The 20,795-nt window shown below is 63.7% G+C and carries 27 protein-coding genes and 1 pseudogene; 17 read left to right on the forward strand and 11 right to left on the reverse strand.

Features of this window, described 5'->3' with window-relative positions:
- The first annotated feature begins 39 nt into the window (after positions 1-39).
- Positions 40-462, forward strand: a complete 423-nt coding sequence (locus tag FMZ75_RS16745; protein WP_166144375.1) for a single-stranded DNA-binding protein — start codon at positions 40-42, stop codon at positions 460-462.
- A gap of 71 nt (positions 463-533) precedes the next feature.
- Here the strand turns inward: FMZ75_RS16745 and FMZ75_RS16750 are convergent, their stop codons facing one another.
- The 3 genes from FMZ75_RS16750 to FMZ75_RS16760 all read right to left on the reverse strand — a co-directional run bounded on the left by FMZ75_RS16750 (position 534) and on the right by FMZ75_RS16760 (position 2,841).
- A complete protein-coding gene (locus FMZ75_RS16750) occupies positions 534-1,115 on the reverse strand; it encodes a hypothetical protein (RefSeq protein WP_166144378.1) in 582 nt (193 codons plus the stop codon).
- Between the two features lie 85 nt (positions 1,116-1,200).
- Positions 1,201-1,458: a hypothetical protein gene (locus tag FMZ75_RS16755; protein WP_166144381.1), complete on the reverse strand. Its 258-nt coding sequence runs from the start codon at positions 1,456-1,458 to the stop codon at positions 1,201-1,203.
- Positions 1,459-1,536: 78 nt separating this feature from the next.
- Positions 1,537-2,841 (reverse strand): MobA/MobL family protein, encoded by a 1,305-nt coding sequence (locus tag FMZ75_RS16760; protein ID WP_166144384.1) that lies wholly within the window; start codon positions 2,839-2,841, stop codon positions 1,537-1,539.
- Positions 2,842-3,240: 399 nt separating this feature from the next.
- Between FMZ75_RS16760 and FMZ75_RS16765 the strand changes: the two genes are divergently transcribed.
- Positions 3,241-3,615, forward strand: coding sequence for a hypothetical protein (locus FMZ75_RS16765; RefSeq protein WP_142864176.1), 375 nt, complete (start codon positions 3,241-3,243; stop codon positions 3,613-3,615).
- Positions 3,616-3,651: 36 nt separating this feature from the next.
- Here FMZ75_RS16765 and FMZ75_RS21690 read toward each other — a convergent pair whose 3' ends face one another.
- Complete coding sequence (locus FMZ75_RS21690) at positions 3,652-4,272, reverse strand: hypothetical protein (RefSeq protein WP_246729032.1); 621 nt, start codon at positions 4,270-4,272, stop codon at positions 3,652-3,654.
- A gap of 976 nt (positions 4,273-5,248) precedes the next feature.
- On the opposite strand from FMZ75_RS21690, the gene FMZ75_RS16775 reads away from it, so the two are divergent.
- Positions 5,249-5,827: a hypothetical protein gene (locus FMZ75_RS16775; RefSeq protein ID WP_166144390.1), complete on the forward strand. Its 579-nt coding sequence runs from the start codon at positions 5,249-5,251 to the stop codon at positions 5,825-5,827.
- Between the two features lie 60 nt (positions 5,828-5,887).
- On the opposite strand, the gene FMZ75_RS21695 is transcribed toward FMZ75_RS16775, so the two are convergent.
- Positions 5,888-6,112, reverse strand: a complete 225-nt coding sequence (locus FMZ75_RS21695; RefSeq protein ID WP_246729033.1) for a tautomerase family protein — start codon at positions 6,110-6,112, stop codon at positions 5,888-5,890.
- Between FMZ75_RS21695 and FMZ75_RS16785 the strand changes: the two genes are divergently transcribed.
- The 6 genes from FMZ75_RS16785 to FMZ75_RS16810 all read left to right on the forward strand — a co-directional run bounded on the left by FMZ75_RS16785 (position 6,102) and on the right by FMZ75_RS16810 (position 9,391).
- Positions 6,102-6,623 carry a VOC family protein gene (locus FMZ75_RS16785; protein WP_246729034.1) on the forward strand — a complete coding sequence of 174 codons (522 nt, stop codon included), beginning with the start codon at positions 6,102-6,104 and terminating at the stop codon, positions 6,621-6,623. The two genes, FMZ75_RS21695 and FMZ75_RS16785, sit on opposite strands and share 11 nt — an antisense overlap.
- A 651-nt stretch (positions 6,624-7,274) precedes the next feature.
- Entirely contained in the window at positions 7,275-7,871 is a 597-nt protein-coding gene (locus FMZ75_RS16790) for a hypothetical protein (RefSeq protein WP_166144393.1), read from the forward strand.
- Positions 7,872-7,936: 65 nt separating this feature from the next.
- Positions 7,937-8,386 carry a hypothetical protein gene (locus FMZ75_RS16795; RefSeq protein WP_166144396.1) on the forward strand — a complete coding sequence of 150 codons (450 nt, stop codon included), beginning with the start codon at positions 7,937-7,939 and terminating at the stop codon, positions 8,384-8,386.
- 70 nt (positions 8,387-8,456) lie between these two features.
- Positions 8,457-8,675, forward strand: a complete 219-nt coding sequence (locus FMZ75_RS16800; RefSeq protein WP_166144399.1) for a hypothetical protein — start codon at positions 8,457-8,459, stop codon at positions 8,673-8,675.
- Positions 8,676-8,711: 36 nt separating this feature from the next.
- Positions 8,712-8,891: a hypothetical protein gene (locus FMZ75_RS16805; protein ID WP_166144402.1), complete on the forward strand. Its 180-nt coding sequence runs from the start codon at positions 8,712-8,714 to the stop codon at positions 8,889-8,891.
- A gap of 50 nt (positions 8,892-8,941) precedes the next feature.
- Positions 8,942-9,391: a DUF4326 domain-containing protein gene (locus FMZ75_RS16810; RefSeq protein ID WP_166144405.1), complete on the forward strand. Its 450-nt coding sequence runs from the start codon at positions 8,942-8,944 to the stop codon at positions 9,389-9,391.
- 68 nt (positions 9,392-9,459) lie between these two features.
- Here FMZ75_RS16810 and FMZ75_RS16815 read toward each other — a convergent pair whose 3' ends face one another.
- The 3 genes from FMZ75_RS16815 to FMZ75_RS16825 all read right to left on the reverse strand — a co-directional run bounded on the left by FMZ75_RS16815 (position 9,460) and on the right by FMZ75_RS16825 (position 11,567).
- Positions 9,460-10,152 carry a hypothetical protein gene (locus FMZ75_RS16815; RefSeq protein ID WP_166144408.1) on the reverse strand — a complete coding sequence of 231 codons (693 nt, stop codon included), beginning with the start codon at positions 10,150-10,152 and terminating at the stop codon, positions 9,460-9,462.
- The gene (locus tag FMZ75_RS16820) at positions 10,149-10,763 is read right to left on the reverse strand and encodes a hypothetical protein (protein WP_166144411.1); all 615 of its coding nucleotides are present in this window, start codon (positions 10,761-10,763) and stop codon (positions 10,149-10,151) included. The genes FMZ75_RS16815 and FMZ75_RS16820 overlap by 4 nt, the downstream gene beginning before the upstream one ends.
- Positions 10,764-11,033: 270 nt before the next feature.
- Positions 11,034-11,567, reverse strand: coding sequence for a hypothetical protein (locus FMZ75_RS16825; protein WP_166144414.1), 534 nt, complete (start codon positions 11,565-11,567; stop codon positions 11,034-11,036).
- A gap of 588 nt (positions 11,568-12,155) precedes the next feature.
- Between FMZ75_RS16825 and FMZ75_RS16830 the strand changes: the two genes are divergently transcribed.
- From FMZ75_RS16830 to FMZ75_RS21705, 4 genes and pseudogenes are all read left to right on the forward strand, one after another.
- The gene (locus tag FMZ75_RS16830; protein ID WP_166144417.1) at positions 12,156-13,124 is read left to right on the forward strand and encodes a Rha family transcriptional regulator; all 969 of its coding nucleotides are present in this window, start codon (positions 12,156-12,158) and stop codon (positions 13,122-13,124) included.
- Positions 13,125-13,406: 282 nt separating this feature from the next.
- Complete coding sequence (locus tag FMZ75_RS16835) at positions 13,407-13,748, forward strand: SOS response-associated peptidase (RefSeq protein WP_370464737.1); 342 nt, start codon at positions 13,407-13,409, stop codon at positions 13,746-13,748.
- Between the two features lie 183 nt (positions 13,749-13,931).
- Positions 13,932-15,089: pseudogene (locus tag FMZ75_RS21700) on the forward strand (IS256 family transposase); the annotation flags it as partial.
- Between the two features lie 213 nt (positions 15,090-15,302).
- Positions 15,303-16,529: a tyrosine-type recombinase/integrase gene (locus FMZ75_RS21705; RefSeq protein WP_142864240.1), complete on the forward strand. Its 1,227-nt coding sequence runs from the start codon at positions 15,303-15,305 to the stop codon at positions 16,527-16,529.
- Between the two features lie 203 nt (positions 16,530-16,732).
- Here FMZ75_RS21705 and FMZ75_RS16850 read toward each other — a convergent pair whose 3' ends face one another.
- The gene (locus FMZ75_RS16850) at positions 16,733-17,638 is read right to left on the reverse strand and encodes a protein-L-isoaspartate O-methyltransferase (protein WP_166144420.1); all 906 of its coding nucleotides are present in this window, start codon (positions 17,636-17,638) and stop codon (positions 16,733-16,735) included.
- Positions 17,639-17,800: 162 nt separating this feature from the next.
- On the opposite strand from FMZ75_RS16850, the gene FMZ75_RS16855 reads away from it, so the two are divergent.
- Positions 17,801-18,187 carry an SOS response-associated peptidase gene (locus tag FMZ75_RS16855; protein WP_142864231.1) on the forward strand — a complete coding sequence of 129 codons (387 nt, stop codon included), beginning with the start codon at positions 17,801-17,803 and terminating at the stop codon, positions 18,185-18,187.
- 201 nt (positions 18,188-18,388) lie between these two features.
- Here FMZ75_RS16855 and FMZ75_RS16860 read toward each other — a convergent pair whose 3' ends face one another.
- Together FMZ75_RS16860 and FMZ75_RS16865 are read right to left on the reverse strand one after the other, a co-directional pair.
- Positions 18,389-18,634 (reverse strand): hypothetical protein, encoded by a 246-nt coding sequence (locus FMZ75_RS16860; RefSeq protein WP_142864232.1) that lies wholly within the window; start codon positions 18,632-18,634, stop codon positions 18,389-18,391.
- A 234-nt stretch (positions 18,635-18,868) separates the two neighbouring features.
- Complete coding sequence (locus FMZ75_RS16865; protein ID WP_142864233.1) at positions 18,869-19,285, reverse strand: hypothetical protein; 417 nt, start codon at positions 19,283-19,285, stop codon at positions 18,869-18,871.
- Positions 19,286-19,604: 319 nt separating this feature from the next.
- Between FMZ75_RS16865 and FMZ75_RS16870 the strand changes: the two genes are divergently transcribed.
- From FMZ75_RS16870 to FMZ75_RS16880, 3 genes are all read left to right on the forward strand, one after another.
- Positions 19,605-19,943, forward strand: coding sequence for an integration host factor subunit alpha (locus FMZ75_RS16870; protein ID WP_142864234.1), 339 nt, complete (start codon positions 19,605-19,607; stop codon positions 19,941-19,943).
- 156 nt (positions 19,944-20,099) lie between these two features.
- Positions 20,100-20,417, forward strand: a complete 318-nt coding sequence (locus FMZ75_RS16875; RefSeq protein WP_142864235.1) for a hypothetical protein — start codon at positions 20,100-20,102, stop codon at positions 20,415-20,417.
- A gap of 3 nt (positions 20,418-20,420) precedes the next feature.
- Positions 20,421-20,795 (forward strand): relaxase domain-containing protein (locus FMZ75_RS16880; RefSeq protein ID WP_166144423.1); only part of this gene is annotated, 375 nt, incomplete at its 3' end.

A 20,795-nucleotide genomic window follows, 5' to 3' on the forward strand; every position in this document is an offset into this window, starting at 1 on the left:
CGCCGTGCAACGGGCTGCGGCCCCGCTCGGAGAAATGAAATGAGAAACATAGCAGAGTTTCAGATCATCGGACGCGTCGGCGTGGTCAAGAAGGTCGGCTCCACCACGCACGTCACCATCGCGTCCAACTACTCCTACAAGGACGAGGGTGGAGAGTGGCGGGACGACGCGCATTGGAACGAGGTCGTTGTTTTCTCGGCCACCACGGCGCGTTACATCGAAAAACATATCGGCAAGGGCGATCTCGTTCACGCACGCGGCCGCGTCCGCCAGAACAGCTATGAGCGTGACGATGGCGAGCGCGTCTTCACCGTCGATCTCATCTGCAATGATTTCTCGCGCCTCGCGCAGGCCGCCGACAATCGTGACGGTGAGCACCGCGACGCCGAGGCGCGGGAGGGCTCCGTCGGACGCCGGCAAAGGACCGGGTCTCCCAGTCCGGATGACGCCATTCCCTACTGATCGAAAGACCGGAGGGGAGGCGCTACGCCTCCCTTCGTCCCTATTTCGGTGCGCGCTCTATGGCGAGCGCTTCAACGATTCGACGACCTCGCCGCGATCTCGTCGACGCACATTGCGAGCGTTTCCGCGTGCAAATCGAACGGCGCCCAGGTCTCGCCGCGCTTCGCCATCTCGATCGCGCGCGACGCGCCCGCCGCGCGCTGACACGCCACATGCGCGTCGACCAGCAATCGCGCGGCGTAGTAGGTCCGCGCCGACGCCCGCTCGTTGAGCGGCGTCAGCCAGTAGCCGCCTTCCGTCTCCGCCTCGACCGCTTGGCGCTGCGCCTTCACCGCCGCCAATGACGCGTCATGCGCCTCGCCGCATAGCGACACCGCGCGTTCGATAAATGGGCGCAGCATCTGGTCGAAATCCGCCTCGTGCTTCGAGCTCGACGAGCGACATCCATTGTGCGCGATGTAATCCGCCATTTCCTGGTCGGCGCCGTCGCGTAGGCCGTCGATGTCGTCGTTGAATCCGAACGACTCGATCACCCATGAGACTTCTCGCGAATCCGGCGCGATATCGCGCACGAGATCCATCGACGGCTTTGCGCGCCGCTCGATCGGAAAGCGCATGACGTTCGTCATGCCGGGCGTCAATTCGATGCGCATGGCCACTCTCCTGTCGCTGATTGTTTCATCAGATCAGACGCGAGTTCGGAATGCAACGACAACATATTGAAAATAAGAGGAAAAGTCACGCGGCGGCGACTTTTCTCCCCTTCGTCGCCGCGCTCTCTCCCTCTCGCGTCGTGGACGCGCTCGGATCGAAGCGGAAATACCGCCCGCCGATGGCTCCCTCGAACGACGCGCCATCCTGCGAGAGGCGCAGCTCGAATTTCATGATCGTGCCGGGAACCGCCACGACCATCGCTCGCGCGTTCGATTCCACCACCTCGACCTCCAATGGTTCGCGCGGGCGATCGATATCCGTCAATTCAATGCGGGCGTTCATCGACACTTCTCTCCAAATTATTATTATTGCACTGATAAGAGCCTCCGATCGAGGGATGTGTATCCGGCTCGAATGGCGTCAACCGCCCACGGCCGTCATTTCTTCCGGGCTCAATCCGGTCGCGCCGCCGTCGATTTCGACGAGTCGAGTCCCGTCGACCAACACCAGCTTTGACCGCGCCGCGCGCGTCGCCCGCAACATCCATTCCTTCTGCCGCGCGCTCAAGCCTTTGGCGTCATTCACGACCAGCACGTCCGTCGACCCCAGTCGATCCTGCTTTTTCTGCCATCGCCCGAGAAGCCCGTGAACGCCGACGCTCTTGATGCCCGACTTTTTCTCGAACGCCTTCGCCGTCTCATATGTCAAGCCCACTCCGCGAAGCCGAAGGCCCGCGCTCTCCCATTGCGAGATCGCCTCCTTCAGCGTCCGGCTCGTCTCCGCCGCGTCGAGGCCGCCGGAAGCCACAGCAATGGCGCCGCTTTGGCTGGGTGCGCATTGCACTGTCGCGACGAGGCCCCGCGTGCTGAAACTCTCGCCGTCGGCGAGTCGGACCAGCTCGACCGAACATTCCACGCGCGCCCGCGCCGTCTCGAATTGCTCTTTTCCTGCAGTGTTTTTGCTCACGAACGCGATCAATTCGCCGTAGGTGAATGTCGTGCCCGCGCGCGTCAACGCACGCAGCGCCAGCTCGGGTTCCCCCAGCAGTCGCTCGCCGTTGCGCCACGCGATTTCCTGATTTTCCGCGCGTCGCTCGATCTGCTCATCCTCGAAAAAAGGTTCCAACGCGCGCTCGCGAACAGCATCGGCTCCGGCGCGGATCAATTGACCGCAGCCCGCGGCGAGCAGATATTTGTTCGACAGAAGGGTCCAGCGCTCACGCCACTTCGACAAGAGCTTGGCGTCTTTCCAATCCGTCCGCTTCTTTCCGAAGCCCTCCTCGACGATCTCCCGCATCGAGAAGAGCCCCTGCACGTAGGAGCGTTCGACGCCGTCCGCCCCTTCCGCGCGATGAATGTTCAGATCGACGATGATCCCCCTTTCGACGAATTGTTCATTGAAGAATTCACGCGCGAGCGCGATCCTGTCCGCTCTCGACAGATCGGACGGGATCGCGATCTCGACCTCCCGCGCGACCTGAGCGTCGTCGCGCTTTTCCACGGCCTCGACCTCGCTCCACAAGGTCGCGCGATCTGACCACTCGGCCCGGGCGCCAATGGGAAGCAAGATCTCCGAATGCTCGATGTCGCCCAGGGCGGAAAAATCCGCGACTGTCTCTCGCCGAGGATCTCGCAGTCGTGTCCGCGAACAATAGGCCGCCGCGACCACTGCGTTTCGTCCGACGGACCGGCTCACCGTGATGACATTGAGATAGAAGATCGCCATTTCGCAGTCCTCGCCGCGAGTCGCTCCAGCCCGTGCCGGAATTCCGACGCGCGGCCGACAGGCTCCCCGAAATCGGTGCGAATGTTGAAACCAAAAAGCGAAATTCGAATTCGGTCGATCGGCGCGGCCGACCGCCCCGATGCAGCAAGCCGTTCGCTCGCAGCGCGGCCAACAATCGCCGAGCACAAGAAGACGTAATCGTCTGAAGAAGAAAGGAGAAAGCGCGATTGCCACCATCGGGGCGCGGCCGCAAGGGCAAGGCGAGGCGCGCTAAAGCGCGCCCCTTGCCCCCGCGCCCCGACGGCGGCTCAGCGGGAATGTGTTCGAGGAATAGTCCCGAACGAAACAGGAGACGCTTCGATCTTTGACAAGCTCTCTCCGCAACCGCCGGAGCCCATCATGACCGTCAGCTTCTTTCCCTACGTCTTCGACGCCGTTGCCAATCGGTACGTCTTCGCCGGAGCCGAGAGCGAGACTTTCGAACTTTCCAACGCGAACGCTTCCGATCTTCTCTCCATCTTGGGATTCGAAGACCTGTGGTCCGCGCCCCCACAACCCATCGCCGCGTTCCTCGGCCGTCTCACCGCCGCTTTGCGGAATTCTACCGGACGCCCTTCCATCGAAATTCCCGTGACAGTCGACCAGGCGCCCGGCCGACTCACAGTCATCGATTGCGGTCGCGTGGAAGGCTATCTCAATCGACGGCTCCACCAGCTCGCCATTCTCGTCCAGCAAAGCAGGGAAGCCGGAGCCACTCATGTCGGCTGGGGATAGCCCCACGAGTTCCCGGCCTCTACGACGTGAGCTCCCTCACGCCCCGCCCCCTTCTCCCGTCTCCATCTCCATGATAGGATTCACACCATGAGCGCTGCTGCTATTCTCAAACTCCAGGCCTCCGGCTTCTCCGTCGAGCAAGTCTCGGCGCTCGCCGAATTGGTCGACACCCAGGCCGCGACCAAAGCCGATGTCGAGGCCGCCAGCCATAAGCTCGATCAGAAAATCGACGCCGTCGAGCACCGCCTCGAGCTCAAAATCGGCGAATTGAAGTCCGATCTCGAAGCCAAAATCGAGAGTGTCGAGCACCGACTCGATCAGAAGATCGACGGCGCGGAGCACCGCCTCGAACTCAAAATCGAAGGCCTCGATCGAAAAATCACCGAGGTAAACGCCAACACCCTCAAATGGGTCATCAGCGCAATCGGATTTCAGACCCTCGTCTTGGTCGGAACCATCGTCGGAGCCGTGGCCGCCCTCACGAGATTCATTCCAGTCGCTCCGATTATCCACCAATAGGCGAATTCCGATAAATCGGAACCGCGCTCTACTCGCACCGCGCGCGGCGCTCACCGAGCCGTCGCAACCGACGTCTCGGCCGTTCCGGTCACGATCGCTTTCGCGCAAACCGATCCGACGCGCGAACAATCCCTGCATTCCAAAGGCCTGACGACGGCCGTTTCCCCAGCGGGCTCACGCGCGCGGACAGAGGCGGGCGCCTTTCGATCCCGCCGTTGGGGGCCGGGCGCCCCTTCGGAAGCGCTTCGGATTTGCGCTCGCCGCGATCTCGCGGCGACGTGGCCTTCACAATCCCGCCGATGCGATCGGCGAGACGGCTCCACGGCAGGCGGCAGGCATAGCCCTGCATGGCTCGGCGCGAAGGCGAGCGCTGGCCAAGGCTCTCTCGCACGGCGGGCGCGACCTCCTCGCTGTCGATGGCGAGCGCGCTGTCGGGGTCGAAGCCTCGTCGCTGTCTCCGAGAAAGCTGGCTCCCGGCAGTGCGCGCCTCGGTCCGTCCGATGCGCCGATGTGCTGGAGTCGGCGGTCTCGGCGAGCGCCGTGGGCGGTCCGGTTGCAGAGCGCGTCATGGGCCGCGGGCGGTCGTCGGGGGAGATCGAGGCCGAGGCCGCGGCAATCGACGGTTCGTCGCGCGCGTCGGCAGTCGTCGGCGCGCGCTGGTCGATCGTAGGGTCGGCGGGATGCGCCTCGCAGTCGCGGGGCGTTCGGGAGAGCGCGCTCGGTCTCGAAGATCGCGTGATTTCTCTGGCGGTGTTTCGCTCAGCAGGCCAGATGCGTCGGTTTGCCCCCTCGGTTTTATGCGGCTCCCTAAGCCTGGCCGACCGTGCCCGCAACGGCAGACGCCAATTTTTTTCCGCCGCTGCCGGGGCGCTCTTTTTGTGTCCGGCGCAAGCGCCGGCCTCTTTTCTTCGCCCCGGACATCTTTGCATCGCCAGACAAAAAAATTGGCGTCTTGCCGTCCTCCGCTTTGCTACGGCCCTCCGCCGCCGCCCGATGGGCGCCGGCTGCGGGTGCAGGCCCGCTCTCTAGGCCAGGCTTTCAGGGATCGCACCGAGGGGAACAAACCGGCATCGGGCCGGCGAAACCCCCGGCCCAGATAATCAGGATCACGATCATGACCAAGCGTCCCCAAACGTCCGCTGCGAAACGCAATAAGCCCGCTCGCCCCCCGATCTCTCTGGAGAGCGCGCGCCTCCTCTGCCCCGACGACGCGGTCGCGACGAACGTCGCCGCAGCCTTCGCCCTCTCCGTGCCCGACTTCTCCGGCATCCGCGAGGCCCACGACACGCTGCTCCGCAAGACCTGGACCGCCTTCGACGAGGCGCTCAACGAGACCGCCACCAAGATGCACTTTCAGCGCGTCGTCGGTACCTACGTCGCTTCCGCCCAGGGAGCCGGACGCTTCTACTCCGAAAAGCTGTCCGAGGCCCGGTCCCTCACCAGCAAGCTCGCCAACGACGCCCGCGACGAGGATCGCGACGCCCCCGCCGGCTTCGAGTCCAAGGCCCAGCGCGCTCGCCAGTTCGCCGCCGATCTCGCCATGCAGGCTTACGCCCTCCTCGCCGCCGCCGAGGGAGCCGTCGAAGCCTATCTCGCAATCACCGGCGAAGATTGGAAGCCCTACATCGCCCACAGCGAGACCGAAAGCGTCGAGCGTAAGTCCGCCGCCGCCGAATTGGGAGCCTTCGGCTGAGCCAGAGCGGCGGGGATCGAAAGGTCCCCGCCGTCCAATCATCGCCCTGCGCTCCAGGCGTCAGCTGTCCTTCGAACCTCCGGTCCCAAATCCATGGCCGAACTTGTCGATATGCAGCTCTCCGCCTGTCGCCCAATTCTCTCGATCATATTCTTCGAATAGCACAGTCACCCATTCGCGCTTTACGCCCAGCGTCGCCACGGCGGCGTCGGTGATCGCTCGCGCGGCCGCCCGCTTCGTCTCGGCGGGGCGGCCTTTGCCGATCCGAACGGTAATGACAGGCATTGCGCAGTTCCTTTCGTCAGTTAGCCAGTTTGGCGAAGAGGCCAGCGCCGAACCGGATTGTCTCGGCGCGCTTCGCTGGGCCAAATTGCAATCTCTTGAACCTGAATGGATCGAAATGATGTTGTCGCACGTCTTCATCGGCGTCACGGATTTCCCCCGCGCCTTCGCCTTCTATTCTGTCATCATGGACGAACTCGGCTTCCCGCTCAAATTTGCGGAGCCGGAGAAAACCTGGGCCGGCTGGCGACCAGCGAACGCCGCGCGGCCGCTTCTCCTTATCGGACGTCCCTACGAGGGCGAATGCGCCTCGGCAGGAAATGGGCAGATGGTGGCATTGCTCGCTCCGACACGAGCCGCCGTCGACAAATGTTACGGCATCGCGATCGCGAATGGCGCTCACTGCGAAGGCGAGCCTGGGCTGCGACCGCAATACCATCCCGACTACTATGGCGCCTATTTCCGTGATCCCGACGGCAACAAGCTCTGCGTCTGTTGTCATGACCTGGAGTAGGCGAAGTTCGAAACCGTCTCGGGATTGCCGCCGAGTCCAGTGCGCTTCGAGCTCTCCGCCGCCTTCGAACTCCTCATCGTCGGAAAGCTTTTCATCCATGAGAGAGATGGGCGAATTCCGATATATCGGAACCGCGCTCTACTCGCGCCGCCGGCGGCGCTCACCGAGCCGTCGCAAGCGACGTCTCGTCCCTGCGGGTCACGATCGCTTTCGCGCCAGCCGGCCCGCCACGCGAATAATCCTTAGCCTTCCAAGAGCCTGAAGACCTTCTTCCCCAGCGCGCTTCCGCGCGCGGATGCGTTTCCGCGCATGCCTCCGCATGCCCTTCCCGAGCGACGCTGCGCCTCTCTCATAAGGACGAAATCTCTTTCCCAGCCGACGCCGGGACTGCGCCCGGCCTCGGCCGTCTCTCTGGCGCGCCCAGCGTCGCCGTCAAGAACGCTCGCCATGCTCGTCGTCGGCGCTTCGAGGCGCCGCCGCCTGTGCGTGGCTCCGCGCCGCAGAGCGGTCGCGCGAAGGCGCGCGATTCTTTGACTGCTCCGCTTAGGACGCGCGGCATTGGCTCCCATGCCAATGCCAAGGCGCGGCCCTGAAGGGCCGGGCCTCGGCACTGGCAAGGGGCCAGTCCATTGCAAAAGAAGGAAATTCGTCATGGCTAATCGTCCGCAGAAGTCCGCCGCCGTCGCCGCCAAAGCCAACAAGAACGCGCGTCCCGCTCGTCCGCAAATCTCCTTCGAGGCCGCCCGCCTCCTCTGCCCCACCGACGCACAGGCCGTCAGCATCGCCGCCGCCTTCGGCCTCTCCACCCCCGACTACCTCGGCATCCGCGCAACCCACGAAAAGCTCCTTCGTGAAACCGCGCTCGCCTTCGACGACGCCCTCAATGAAAAGGCCGCGCAAATGCACTTCCAGCGCGTCGTCGGAACCTTTGTCGCCTCCGCCCAGGGAGCCGGCCGCTTCTATTCCGACAAGCTGACCGAAGCCCGCGCCCTTACCGCCAAGCTCGCCAACGACATCCGCGACGAGGATCGCGACGCCCCCGCCGGCTTCGAGAGCAAGGCCCAGCGCGCCCGCCAGTTCGCCGCCGATCTCGCTATGCAGTCCTACGCCTTGCTCGCCGCCGCCCACGGCGCCATCGACGCCTACCTCGAAATCACCGGCGAGGATTGGAAGCCCTACGTCGCCCAGAGCGAAGGCGAGACCGTCGAGCGCAAGTCCGCCGCCGCCGAATTGGGAGCCTTCGGCTGAAGCCGCCGCGGGCGGGGAGCGAAAGCGCCCCGCCTCCCTCTCTCGCGATCTCGATGGAGAACGACATGTTCGACTTCAGCAAGCTCCGCCGCCCGAACGCAGCCGAGCAGCGCGAGCAGGAACAGCGACGCCGCGCCGACGCCATCGCCGCCGACCATACCCGCCGCCTCCTGCGTTCCCGCGACGCCCTCCGCGTCACCCTCACCGACCACCCCGACGCCCGCTTCACCATCGCCGGCGACCGCGCCATCCATTTCTATGGAGACCAGCCGAACGGCCGCGAGGCCCGCGCCGTCTGGTACGCCCCCGATCACTTGAGCCGCGACGAATTCGACACGATCGTCGCCGGATACGCGATCGGCGCAACGCTCGACCTGCGCGGATACTGGAAACCGTTCAACGGCAATTCGGGAACGAGTTTCACCTTCGTCGCCCAGTTCGTGAAAGCCGCCGATCACGCCGAACCCGCCGAGCGAAAATCGCCCGACGCCGAAATCGCCGCCTTCGACGCTTGACGCACGACCAGCGGAAACCGCAAGGCTTCCGCATTTCATTGACCTATCCACCCGACCAAGAGAGCGACCCATGCAGCTCACCGCGGAAACCGCAAAAGCCTATGTCGCGCGCCTCATGACGTCATCCGAAAATTGCGTGCGCGTCGAGATCGACGACGACGTCGCCTCGCTCGAAGGAGGAGCCGTCTTGAAAGTGACCGGCCGCGCCTTCTACAGCGACGGGACGTCCTCCGGCTTCGACTGGGACGTCTGGCGCCTCGAGGACGGCGAACTCTATGGCGAATGGTAGCTCGCCGCTCGCCGCGCCACCACGAAAGTCATCGCTATGCCTCTCTCCCGCCGGCCCATCGCCCGCCCGATCAACCAGGCCGCCCGCGCCCTGCGCCGACGCGCCGCCAACGCCGGCGCCGAGACCGCTCTCGACGCCCGCCCTAAAATCGTCGCGCCGAAAAAAGGCAAGGCTTCCTATCGCCGCGCCAGACAGAAGCCCCCCGCCCCCGAATGACCGAACGCTCTCAGCGCTTCGGATTCGCCACTCTGACAGGAGACACGCGAATGAACGCCCTCGATTCCGGCCGAACCTTCCCCGATCGAGACGCCTCTCCCGCGGCCGCCGCACGCGACCAAATCCGAGAAAGCGGTCCCTCGGGGACCGTCCGCCTCGGCAACAAGCGCAAGGGCGCCGCCGCCAAGCCGCGCCCCGGCGAATCCGTCGTCGATATCGACAGATGCAATCCGATCCTCGGCAATCCCTTCATTCTCCAAAATCATCGCGACGATGCCCGCCGCGCCGAAGTCATCGCGCTCTACAAGAAGAAATACGACGCCGACCTCGCGCGCGGCGGTCCGATGGCCGCCGCGACCGAAAAGCTCGCCGAGCGCGTGCGCGCCGGCGAGCGCCTCATCCTCATGTGCTGGTGTCACGGCGCCCCGCTCGACAAGCCGTGCCATGGCGATCTCATCAAGGCGCAAATCGAGAGACGGCTCGCCTTCACATGCGATTGAAAAAAGGAAAGGGACAGACGCGCGTCGCGCATCTGCCCCTCATCCGTGTCAGACCCGCCGGCTCGGTCTCAGCCCGAAAACGGCCACCACGTCAGCCATCGACGCTTCAGCTCGTCCGGCAAATCTCGCCACTCCCGCGGAGCCAGCGTCTCCAGCTTGCACACCCAGTCGCCCGTCGGCTGCCCCTGTATCGCCACCCGCATCGGCGTTTTCGCACAGCGCGCCAGCGATTGCAGAGCCGGCTCGTCCTGCAACACGCGAATCTGATAACCGGACCAGAAGCTCACACTCAGCAGCGCCAGCGCCGCCGCGCTCATCTTCATCGCGAAAATGCGCGTGCGACGACGAGAGATATTGTCCTCCGCCAGCACCAGCCACTGCTTCGACTCGCTCACCAGATTCTTCACCAAGTCCTTGCAGACATTGGTGACGATCGTCTCCTGAACCACTTCCGCCTGCCGGATCGTCAGCGCCGCAAGACGCGTCGCCTCACGCAATCGCTCGATCTCCGCCTCGCCGAGCTCGTGAAGCGCGACAATCTGCTGTTGCTGCGCCTCCATCTTTCCCGACAATGACGCGTCGAACCGCTCGACCAGATCGGCCAGCTTCAAAAGCGCCCACTTGAACGCGCCGACGAAGCCGCCCAATGGACCATTCGGCTCGATCCCCTCCGCCGCCGCCGCCGCTTCCGCCTGCCGCGCCGAATTCCGCACGTCTTCGGCCACGCTCTCGATCGGATTTCCCGTTTCCTTCAGGGTCATGGCAGCCACTCCCGAAACTTGCCGGAGGACAGCTGGGCATCCATCCGATCCAGCCACGTCTTGATCGAAAACCGCTTCAGCGGATCGAGCGGCTTCCCGTCTCGACCCGCCTTGCCCTCCACAGCCTCGTAAAAGCCGAGCCCAGCCTTGCGGACCTCCGCGATGTGAATGATCCGCGGCATCACCACGATTTCCGTGCCCGTCTCCATCAGCTCGAGGATTTCCGGCCGTTCCATTATCGCGTCGAACGCGCCCTCCGGCGTCTTGCCCGCTCGCACGAGGCTCTCGTTGAACACCAGCATCGAGCGTTCCGTCTCGAACACCTTCGACCGATGTATCGTCACGATATGCTCGAAGTCCTCGACCTCCGGCCCCGTCATATAAATAGACAGCGGCGCGACGCCGACCGACGCGCAGAATTCCGAAAGCGACAGCTCCCGGCAGAACTCCGCCAGCGCCTGATCGCCCCCGCCCAAATCGAAAATCAGCGAGCTTCGCTCCTCCACCATCTTGCCGACCAGCTGGCCGATCCAGTCCTTCACATCGGGCGTCTGATCGCTCGGCGGTTGATGCGCCCCGCCCTCCGTGCCAGGCGGATAGAACCCCGCCAAGGTCGCGTTCCGACGATCGCCGTCTCCGACGATGATCTCCCGCCCACCGCGTCGCGTTCGCTGAATCAGATAATCCGCGAACGTGCTCCCGCCCGTTCGCCCTCGTCCATGGCGAACCGCCAACACAAGCTGTCGATCCGCGCCCGGCGAGGTCGTCTCCATATCCAACAGGGTCATAGCAATTCCCTTTCCGCCTATCGCGACGGAGCGGCTGTTCCCGCCCCATCGCTCGAAACGAGCGTCGCGCGACCCTGCGCGTATCTGAAGCTGTCAACCCTCCAAAAATTCCGACATCGGCCTCAACCCCGACAAGCATTGCAGTTTTCGCCTCGCCGCCTTCTTCTTTTCCTCGATCTCCTTTTTCTTATCCGCAGCCGCCGTCGTCGCCACTGCCGTCTGAGCCGCGCCCACGGGCACGAGCGCCCGCCCCGTTGCCTCCACCAACGACGGCCCCGCCGCCGGCTGTCTCGACGGATAGCTGCGCCGCCGCTCCGCCAGCGCGTCCCGCGCCGCCTGCTCGGCCGCTTCGCGTTCTCGTTCGGCCGCCACGTCGCGACACACACGCTGCCAAATTCGCCGCACCAGTCGTCCCGTTGGTCCCTTTCCATTCCGGTTCACGACGCCCGCTTTCGAAATCTTCGCCGCGATCGTGTCCCAGGTCGGACTCAGTCGAATCCGCCAGTTCTCGACGAAATCGAAATTGGCGCGCAGCCAGCGATAAATGTCGCCTTGCCGTCCGAACGGTCGCCCGAGGTCTTCGAGCGCTTCACCCTCGAAGGGTAGATTTCGGTTTTCCTTGCTCATTCGCGTTTTCCTCTCGAACGGTTGCGCTGCGCACGCAAAGCGTGCGAGCCTGCGGGCGCATGCGAATGAGAAACCGAGCCCGCGCGAATTCGAAGACCGATTCGGGCCGGCAGCGGCGGTAGAGTGCGGCTCCCGAGCCCGCTGCTGGCGCGACGCGCCAATGACGAACGTACAACGAACTTCGAGTCACGTCGGCGGCACCTCGCGGGCACATCCGCCCTCGCAAAGCACATCCAAGGCACATAAAAGGCACTGCGAAGACACCACGAGACAGTCCGGGAATGGACCATTGCACCGTTGGTGCCGGACGCCCCTTCGGGGCGCTCAGAGCCGAACCGGCGAACATCACCCGCAAGGCGCGCTGGCGCGCAGAAAAATACGCAAAAGTTGAATTCGAAGGGGCCGCCGGCGCGGAATTCAGAGCGCGCGGCGCGGCGCCGATGAGTTTTTTGAGTGGCCTCTTGCGCGAATTTCCGGCCGCCTCAGCGCTTCATATTCGCACGCACCACCCGCAAGCTGAATCTCGTGGCGCCTGGGCGCAGAGCGGCTGTTCGGAAAACAGCTGTTATTTCAAATGCGGAGTGGAAAATGTCACACGATCAAAACCTCGATGCCGGTGCTCCGGCCGAAAACCTGCCGGTCGAAAGCCTTGTCTCCATCTCGGATGGCGCCGTCCTCGCGGACAGTCGCCAAGTCGCGGATGTGTTCGGCAAACGACACGATAATGTTCTTCGCGACATCGACGGGTTGCTCCAGTCCTCAAAATTGGGGGATGTGCAGAAGCAATGGTTTAGGGAGATATCTCACCCTCACCCGACAGTGCCGGGCCGCGCCATTCGCTCGTTCGCATTGACCCGCGACGGCTTCGCGCTGCTCGCCTTCGGCTTCACGGGAGAGGACGCGTTGGTATGGAAAATTAAGTTCATCGAAGCCTTCAACGTCCTGGAGACCGAGCTCGGCCTCCAGCGCGTCGTCGGCTCCGAGGAGTCTGAGTCCGCGCCGGCGGAATTCCTCGAGCACTGCCGCCGACGCTTCAAGGATATCTTCTCCGGCGACTTCATCAGCCCGGACTATCTGCTCAAAATCCTGTTCGTCGGAAATATCCCCTACACCGGCAACAAGCGTTTCCCGCTGCTCGCGAAAGAATCCTGCGAGGCGCTCGGGATCGGCAATAAGGACGCCGCCCTCCGGCGTCTTCCCGCGCTGGCCAAAGGGTTCGTCACCGTCGATTTCGGCGGTGGGCCGACTGAGCGCGAAGCAATCACGGAGGCGGCTCTCTATGCGCTCGCGTTCGATCGTCGCCAGCTCAACACTGCATGGCCCGCCGGCCCCGGCGGTCTCTTTCCCTACGACATCGCTGCGCATAGCGACGCAGTCGCGCTCTCGTATCAGATCAAGACGCTCGAGAGCTATTTTCGGTCCTTCCGAGAGTCGGTCTCGCCGGGAGCGGGTCTCGACGAAATACCGGCGTTCCATAATTTCGAACGGGTGATCTCGAGCGCCGCCCAAGCCGCGGACCAGCAGCTCACCGTCGGCTTGCCACGCCGAGGACATTGATCTTTCGATAAAAGACACGTCATGGAGCTAGAAGGGCAAGCGGCTCTCCGCAGCTTTAATCTTCTCGGCGTGCGGGTCATCCCGACCGCCGAGGAGGCACCCGTACTCCAAAATCGCTGATGCGCGCTCGACCCTGGCGGCTGCCTCGATCGCTGTTTCGACGCAGCCGTCCGGCCGGCGCGGCTCCCAGTTGTTCGCCGCCCGCAATGCGGGCGAGGAAATGTTGCTTCCCGCTGCCACGGCGAACTGGCCGCGGCGACTCGGCTTCCGTTTGTGCCGAGCGTGGCTTATCTTGCGTTCATGTGCGGACGGTTCACCCAATCCTATACCTGGGCCGAAGTGCATGCTTTTTTGAGCGTGGTCGGGCCGCCGCGGAACCTGCGACCGCGTTACAATATCGCGCCCACTACAACGATCGACGTCATACGTTCCGGCGAGGTAGGCCGAGAAATTCTCCCGATGCGTTGGGGGCTCGTCCCGTCGTGGTGGAAGAAGCCGCTGAAAGAGCTGCCATCGACGTTCAACGCCCGCGCCGAGAGCGTCGCTGAAAAGCCGATGTTCCGTTCCGCCTTCAAGTCGCGGCGGTGCATCGTTCCGGCGTCCGGATTTTACGAGTTTATGTAGACACTCTGATGTGATTGCAGAGGTCGATTGGTCATGCCCCCAGGAGAGGTGTAGAACGGCGCTCGGGCGTGCGGAGCGGAGGCCGTAGGCCGAAGCGCAGCGCGTCCGAGCGCCGCTGGGCGGTCATCGGCGGTTCTCCGGTAGCATCGGTTTGCGATTCGAAACGCAACCGAGGAAACACCGATGACCGACGATATGATGAACCTTCGCGTGCTGCTGGAGAAGTCCCCGGACGCCGATTTCCTGCGCGAGATGATCGGCTTCGCCGCCGAGCGGCTGATGGAGCTCGAAGTCGGCGCGTTGACCGGCGCCGCCCATGGCGAGCGCTCGGCGGACCGCCGCGTCCAGCGCAACGGCTATCGCGACCGCGATTGGGAGACGCGGGCCGGGACCGTCGAGCTGCGCATCCCCAAGCTTCGAAAAGGCTCCTACTTCCCCTGCTTTCTCGAGCCACGCCGCATGGCGGAAAAGGCGCTCGCCGCCGTCATTCAGGAGGCCTATGTGCACGGTGTCTCGACCCGCGCCGTCGACGATCTCGTCAAGGCCATGGGCGGCTCTGGCGTCTCGAAGAGCCAGGTCAGCCGGCTCTGCCAGGAGATCGACGAGAAGGTCGACGCCTTCCTCGAGCGGCCGCTCGAGGGCGATTGGCCCTATCTTTGGATCGACGCCACCTATGTGAAGGCGCGCCAGAACGGCCGCATCGTCTCGGTGGCGACGATCGTCGCCGTCGGCGTCAACGCCGATGGAAGGCGTGAAGTCCTCGGAATGGATACGGGCCCATCGGAGGCCGAGACCTTCTGGACCGAGTTCCTGCGCGGCCTGCGCCGGCGGGGACTGCGCGGCGTCAAGCTCGTCGTCTCCGACGCGCATGAAGGGCTGAAGGCCGCCATCGCCAAAGTGATGAACGCCTCCTGGCAGCGCTGCCGCGTGCACTTCATGCGCAATGCGCTCGCGCATGCGGGCAAGAGCGGAAGGCGCGTCGTCTCGGCGCTGATCGCCACCGCCTTCGCGCAGGAAGACGAAGGCGCCGCCAAGACGCAATGGCGCAAGGTCGCCGATCAGCTCCGGCCGACGCTCCCCAAGCTCGCCGCCTTCATGGACGACGCCGAATGCGACGTGCTCGCCTATGCGAGCTTCCCGAAGGATCACTGGCCGAAAATCCAGTCCACCAACGGCATCGAGCGCCTCAACGGCGAGATCAAGCGCCGAACCGAAGTCGTCGGCATCTTCCCCGATGAAAAGGCGATCAAACGCCTCGTCGGCGCGATCCTGCTGGAGCAGAATGACGAGTGGGCAGTGCAGCGTGGCCGCTACATGACACTGGAAACCATCGCCGATTTGGAGAGGATCGGCGCGGCGGGAGAATGGCCCGGGCGGGCAAGGCAGATCCGAGCCGAGCTATTCAACGTCCGCGGGGTGGCGTTTCATCTTGGCCTGACGACGGCGCCGCCTGCGCAGCGCGTCAGGGTTTCCGCGGGTCCGATCTACACTGCTCCGCCAGCGATGGCCACGTTGATCACAAGATATCGCCAGACCCGTGTCGCGCTGGGGATCATGCCGTCAACGGCGGCCCACAACGATGTCGTGCTGCGGCGGTTCGCTGCATGGGCGGCCTCTCGGCATGGGCTCCAGAGTTTTGCGGACGTCACGCGCGATCAGGTTCTGGAGTATTTGGCCGATCTGCGAGGAAAGTTCGAGAGTCAGATTTCCGAGTTCTCGGCGCTCAACGTCTTCTTTCGCCTAGTGACGGGCTGGGGATGGGAAGGAGCGCCGTCGAGGCCTCTGCTGGCCGACCTGGATTTGCCGAAGCGACCGACACGCCTGCCGCGGTACATCCCAGCCGATCAGCTCGAAAGGCTGCTGAGCGCGATCCGCAAATTGGAATGCCCGCTGCAACGCGCCGCGTTGCTCACCGCCCGCTGGAGTGGCGCGAGGCGAAGCGAGATCCGATGGCTAGAGATCGACTGCGTCGACAGTTTCACTGATGGCACGCCTCGGCTTCGTATTCCCGCCGGCAAGACCCGAACCGAGCGGATGGTGCCGCTCCATCCTGAGGCGGCGGAAGCTCTTCGGGTTCTAATGCCGATGGCGCAAGGACACCGGGGCTTCCGGGACCCGCACGGTCGTGTCGCGAAGCGGCTGTTCGTGAAGGCCGGGCGCCTATGCAGCAACTCCTTTCTCTTCGACGAGCCGCTAGCCCGGATCACGACGGAGCTCGGGATGTACGACGCGGGTGATGGAATGGCAGTCACTGCGCACCGTTTTCGGCACACCGTCGGGACGGAACTCGCCGAGGGTGGTGCGCGTCTCCACACGATCATGAAGATGCTCGGGCATACGAGCACGGGGATGACGCTCGTGTATGCGCACATCTCGGACCAGGCGCTGAAGGCGGATTACAGCAAGGTTCTCGGACCAGGCGCTGTGGTCGCTGGCGGCTTGGCCGACGCGTTGAGGCGTGGAGACATGACGCCCGCCTCTATCGACTGGATGAAGAAGAATTTCTTTCGAACTGAGCTCGAACTCGGTCACTGTCTCCGCCTGCCGGAGGAGGGACCCTGCGAGTGTGACCTCTACCTGAATTGCGCAAAGTTCGTGACGACCCCTGAGTACGCGCCCCGCCTTCGAGAGCGAAGGAAACGAGAGCTTGAACTGATCGAGCGCGCGCGAGCGGAGGGGTGGTCACGAGAAGTCGAGCGTCACGACTGCACGCTGAGGCGGATCGACCAATTGCTAGCCGAACTGGGAGAGCCGGTGGCCGACGTGGGGGCACTAATATGAATCGAGTCCGGCAGCCGAATTACGAGCGGGACGTCAGCAGTACTGGTCACCGGCTTCATCAACCGCGCAGGAACGCGTTTCGCTCGTCGGTCTTCCGCGTGTTAGGGGACTGTCCTGAGATCCGCTTCGTGGCTGGAAACCAATTCGCGCGAACGACTCGAAGCACTGGTTTGTAAAGCCGAGCTTTAAAGAGATGCTCGGCGTCACGGCTCATCGAATCCAAGCGCCCAGCCTGCGCCGATATACCAGTAGCGTTCCGGAGCGAGGATAGGTTTACGCCATTTTAGGGAACGAACAAAACTTGCGGTCCGCTTTTTCAGAGTTGCAGCGAGGCGTTCATTGTCTTTCGCTGTAACCAAATCTCCTTCTGCCTGAACGATAGCGACAGGGCCAATCGATTTTGCGGCAAATCGTTCGCCCGCCCTCGTTACCAAAAAAGCAGGACCTTTGCCTATCACGCCGCCTTTCTTGCCACTTAGTTCGATCAAGGAAGCGGAGGCGGTCAACGGAAACATCAGACGTCCATCATCCGCCAGATACTCGATCCAAGCGTCCGATGGCCGGTTTACGCCGAAGTTGACGTAAATGACATCTGCTTGTTGCTGCGGCCACTTAGAACCATCGTCGTGAACAACGGAGACGTTCGAATAGGCTGCCAAAGCAGTACGTGCATGCCCCGCAAGCTCGGCGTCGAATTCCACTGCTGTCACCTGCCCCGTTGGGCCAACGAGATGAGCTAAGATCGCTGTGTAGTATCCGGTGCCGGCTCCTATATGTGCGACACGCTCGCCCGGCCGAACGCCGACGGCATTGAGCAGCGCGGCGTGAAGAGCCGGGCATCCATTGTTGACGCGCCGGTGTCCTTGGAGGCTGACCAATACGTCTTGATAGAGAAGAGCAGGGTCGTCCGTCGTTACACCCCGGTGATTGAAATAGACGGGAAGCAGCTCCCAAGGCGGCGCTACAAGGAAAGTCTCCCTGGGGATAGCCGCGAACGCGGCCTCCAAGGCTTTGTTCTCCGAGATTCCGGCACGGGCTAAAAGCTGACGCGCGTAAACACGCCGTAGAGCCACCAAATCGATTTGCGCTTCCGCCAATTCTTGAAGCAATGCCGCTACCTCCTCACTTTCGAAAAGTGGACTGTACCATCTCGTCATGGCGATTTCAGCCTAGAAATTTGAGTGGGTCGATCGTGAACGTTGTGGCCTCACGGCCCCGTCGGTGCGCTCGAAGGCGGCCGGTGAGCTACCGGCCGTCCGTTCGGATTAGGCTTGCCAGTCCACATAACGGAGTGGACCGGGAAAGCCGGCGCGAAAGTCCCGCATTATTTCTCTTCGCCGGCCGGGGAGCCACTGGCCTTCGCAGGGCTGTGGGAGAGCTGGCGTGACCCTGAAACGACGGAGGCGCTCCTCTCGGCGACGATCGTCGTCGGCGCCGCCAATGAATGGATGTCGCAATTTCACGATCGAATGCCGGTCATGCTGGCGCCGTCGGATTTCGATGCATGGCTGACTGGCGCGGAGCCGGGCACCCTTTTGCGGCCGCCCCCGACCGACGCTCTGCGCGAATGGGTGGTCTCGAACCAAGTCAATCGCTCGGGCGCCGGCGACGACGACGCCAGCCTGACGGCTCCAATAGCGGACGAAATCGACGCCTGACCCCTGAAGGGCTCCGGTAAATTATCGCGAGTAGCCGATGCCGATCGGCGCGATCGGCCTTTGAACGTCGAAAGTAGGACCCGAAAAAGCTGCAGAGCTTCATCGCGCGGTTCTCGGCGATGTACGACTACAACAACGCTTCGACCTCCGACTCGACGATTTCGGTCCTGTTCGGCAGCTTGTGAGTCGCGGCGACCGCGCTCATCGAGATACGTGATGCCGGCGCCGCCGGTGATAAGCGTGGCGCCGGCTTCCGCTCAGGCCCCAGCTCGATGAGATAGCCGGTCCGGCCGTCACGCCGGTGATCGCTCCGGCGACGAGCCCGATCGGTCCCGCGACGACCGCGCCCGCGATCCCGCCGAGCGCTCCGTCCAGCACGCGCTCTTGCGCCCAGGCGCTTTGCGATCCGATCGAGAGGAAGGCGGCGACGAAGAGATATTTGCGCATGAGTCCCCGCAAGACATAGCCGACACGGAAGGATTCGAGCCAAGGTGAGTCGGTCCGCTCGTTGCGAGGTAGAGGCCGATGTGGGCTAATGCGTGACCTCGGCAGGGCCTCCGGGCGCTTGGCCGACCTCACGAGGGGGCCGGAGCGAAGGCCATGGCGAGCGCCGCCGATTCCGCAGCCTGAACCAGCAGCGCGAAACCGATTGCCAGCGCCGTTTCTAGAACTTGAACGCCCTTACTCGTGAGACGTCTTTCCCGAGCGCGCTTTTGTCTGCTGATCGGCATCATGCCCTGCGTCGCCCGTTGATTGTTTGTCTGAAACCGAAACGACCCTCGTCCCGTGGCGCAGCATGATGCGAGCGCCGGGCCGCGTCATAATCGCCGCCGTATAGGCGGCTGTGGCGACGTGCAGATTGAGCGCCGCAGCCACGACCTCGCCGGCGCCCGTGTCGGCCGGCTCGATTGCCGTCACGACAAAAGGAAGCGTCTTCGCCTCCGTGCGATCGAGCCAATCTGCATAGCCCTCGAGCGCCATGCCGACGAAGAGCGAGGTTGTCGGGCTCAGGCGGATGCCGCTGGCCCGCTTCGCGATTTGATCCGCCAACCATCTGGCGTAGCCGCTGGTGTTCTCCGGGATGCGCCGCTCGCTCATGCGAACATAAAGAGAACATGCGGCAAGTCGAGTCAAGCCCGGAAGGCGGTCGACTCTGCGGCTCGCGCTCTGATCGCTAATCGGCGTCTCGGCCGAATGTGAAACTCCGGCGCATTCTCGCCCTAGACCCCGCTCGCGAGCAGGCGGCTCCTCGCTGGGATCGCCAACGATAAACCGCAGTGACCAAATACCAAGCTCGGGCGGCGCTGGTCTGCCCCGTACCTGCGGGTTAGACATTCTCCAGCCGCACTGCGATTCGGTTTGCCCTGCGGGCGACGCGGTGTGTTTTTGAGGGAACGGCGGAAAGCCGGATGGGATTTTGGACGCAGCTGTTTCCAGGAGCACGGTGACGCGCGACGACCTCGCGCACGCCATTTACGCCCGCATCCCCGGCCTCTCCCGAGCGGACGCAAAAGCCCTGCTCGATTGCGCGTTCGAGGAGATGCTATCCGCCCTGACCAGCGGAGAAGACGTAAGGCTCCGCGGCTTCGGCACTTTTCGTATCCGCTCCAAGAACGCTCGCCCGGGCCGCAATCCGAAAACCGGAGCTGCGGCTCTCATCTCGTCGCGTCGGGTCGTCGTGTTCAAAGCGGCGTCACATCTCAAATCTGCAGTGGCGGCGTCGGGAGCATCCCCGGTCGCCGGCGACTCTCCGTAGAGCTGTCGCCGGCGCAGCGTGGTGTGAGCGCTCATGACCGCTGATGTCGCGAACCGCGCGCCGCCAGCGCCCGACGCCAGCTCGAATCTTTCGGCGCCGATCGTTTCCATTCGCGCAGACTCCGACGACCCTTCGTTTCATAGCGGAGGCGCAATCATGTCCAAGGAATTGAAAGAAGGGCTCGCTCGCGTCGAGCAGGAAGCCCACCAGATCGTCGAAGCGGTCGGCCTTCAGAACGAGCAGATCCGCATCACCATCGCCCGCCTCGACGAGATCATCGTCCTGCTCACGCCCAAGGACGACGCCGGCAAGCCGACGCTGAGCGATTTGCTCGCCCATTTGATCGCGCAGAACCGCGAGCAGCTCATCCTCTCGCGGAAGACCTTCGAGCTCCTCGTCGACATGCAGCAGAGCCTCCCGGACAAGATGGTCGAGGCGCTGGAAAAGCGCTTCTCTTCCCTCGCGAAGGCCTGATCGATGATCACGTTCCGCAAGTTCGCCGCAGCGTCCGACGGCAAGCTCGTCCGCATGTATTTCACGGAAGCGAGGCTCGGGCCGCAGCCCGAGCAGGCGACCGAGGCCCTCGGCCAGCAGCAGCTGGAGCCGGGCTCGCGCCTCACCAGCTACTACACCGGCCGCGACGCCGGACCGGCGTGGCGATCGGACATGCCGCTCTCTGTCGCCCGCGCGCTGGGCATCAATTCTCATCACGCGCCCAAGGACGAGGAGCTCGACCGGCTGTTCGAGGGCAAGCGCGCCGACACGGGAGAGGACTGGTCGAAGCACAAACGAGAAATCAGCGGCTACGACTTCACCTTCTCGCCCCACAAATCCGTGACGCTCGCGGCGGAA

Origin of the sequence: Methylosinus sp. RM1, from assembly GCF_011378635.1 — a bacterium.
Classification (GTDB): domain Bacteria; phylum Pseudomonadota; class Alphaproteobacteria; order Rhizobiales; family Beijerinckiaceae; genus Methylosinus; species Methylosinus sporium.

Coding starts and splice junctions, on each gene's coding strand:
- FMZ75_RS16745 (WP_166144375.1), top strand. CDS start 40: ATGAGAAACATAGCAGAGTTTCAGATCATCGGACGCGTCGGCGTGGTC.
- FMZ75_RS16750 (WP_166144378.1), bottom strand. CDS start 1,115: ATGCGCATCGAATTGACGCCCGGCATGACGAACGTCATGCGCTTTCCG.
- FMZ75_RS16755 (WP_166144381.1), bottom strand. CDS start 1,458: ATGAACGCCCGCATTGAATTGACGGATATCGATCGCCCGCGCGAACCA.
- FMZ75_RS16760 (WP_166144384.1), bottom strand. CDS start 2,841: ATGGCGATCTTCTATCTCAATGTCATCACGGTGAGCCGGTCCGTCGGA.
- FMZ75_RS16765 (WP_142864176.1), top strand. CDS start 3,241: ATGACCGTCAGCTTCTTTCCCTACGTCTTCGACGCCGTTGCCAATCGG.
- FMZ75_RS21690 (WP_246729032.1), bottom strand. CDS start 4,272: ATGCAGGGATTGTTCGCGCGTCGGATCGGTTTGCGCGAAAGCGATCGT.
- FMZ75_RS16775 (WP_166144390.1), top strand. CDS start 5,249: ATGACCAAGCGTCCCCAAACGTCCGCTGCGAAACGCAATAAGCCCGCT.
- FMZ75_RS16785 (WP_246729034.1), top strand. CDS start 6,102: ATGACAGGCATTGCGCAGTTCCTTTCGTCAGTTAGCCAGTTTGGCGAA.
- FMZ75_RS21695 (WP_246729033.1), bottom strand. CDS start 6,112: ATGCCTGTCATTACCGTTCGGATCGGCAAAGGCCGCCCCGCCGAGACG.
- FMZ75_RS16790 (WP_166144393.1), top strand. CDS start 7,275: ATGGCTAATCGTCCGCAGAAGTCCGCCGCCGTCGCCGCCAAAGCCAAC.
- FMZ75_RS16795 (WP_166144396.1), top strand. CDS start 7,937: ATGTTCGACTTCAGCAAGCTCCGCCGCCCGAACGCAGCCGAGCAGCGC.
- FMZ75_RS16800 (WP_166144399.1), top strand. CDS start 8,457: ATGCAGCTCACCGCGGAAACCGCAAAAGCCTATGTCGCGCGCCTCATG.
- FMZ75_RS16805 (WP_166144402.1), top strand. CDS start 8,712: ATGCCTCTCTCCCGCCGGCCCATCGCCCGCCCGATCAACCAGGCCGCC.
- FMZ75_RS16810 (WP_166144405.1), top strand. CDS start 8,942: ATGAACGCCCTCGATTCCGGCCGAACCTTCCCCGATCGAGACGCCTCT.
- FMZ75_RS16815 (WP_166144408.1), bottom strand. CDS start 10,152: ATGACCCTGAAGGAAACGGGAAATCCGATCGAGAGCGTGGCCGAAGAC.
- FMZ75_RS16825 (WP_166144414.1), bottom strand. CDS start 11,567: ATGAGCAAGGAAAACCGAAATCTACCCTTCGAGGGTGAAGCGCTCGAA.
- FMZ75_RS16830 (WP_166144417.1), top strand. CDS start 12,156: ATGTCACACGATCAAAACCTCGATGCCGGTGCTCCGGCCGAAAACCTG.
- FMZ75_RS21705 (WP_142864240.1), top strand. CDS start 15,303: ATGCCGTCAACGGCGGCCCACAACGATGTCGTGCTGCGGCGGTTCGCT.
- FMZ75_RS16860 (WP_142864232.1), bottom strand. CDS start 18,634: ATGCGCAAATATCTCTTCGTCGCCGCCTTCCTCTCGATCGGATCGCAA.
- FMZ75_RS16865 (WP_142864233.1), bottom strand. CDS start 19,285: ATGAGCGAGCGGCGCATCCCGGAGAACACCAGCGGCTACGCCAGATGG.
- FMZ75_RS16875 (WP_142864235.1), top strand. CDS start 20,100: ATGTCCAAGGAATTGAAAGAAGGGCTCGCTCGCGTCGAGCAGGAAGCC.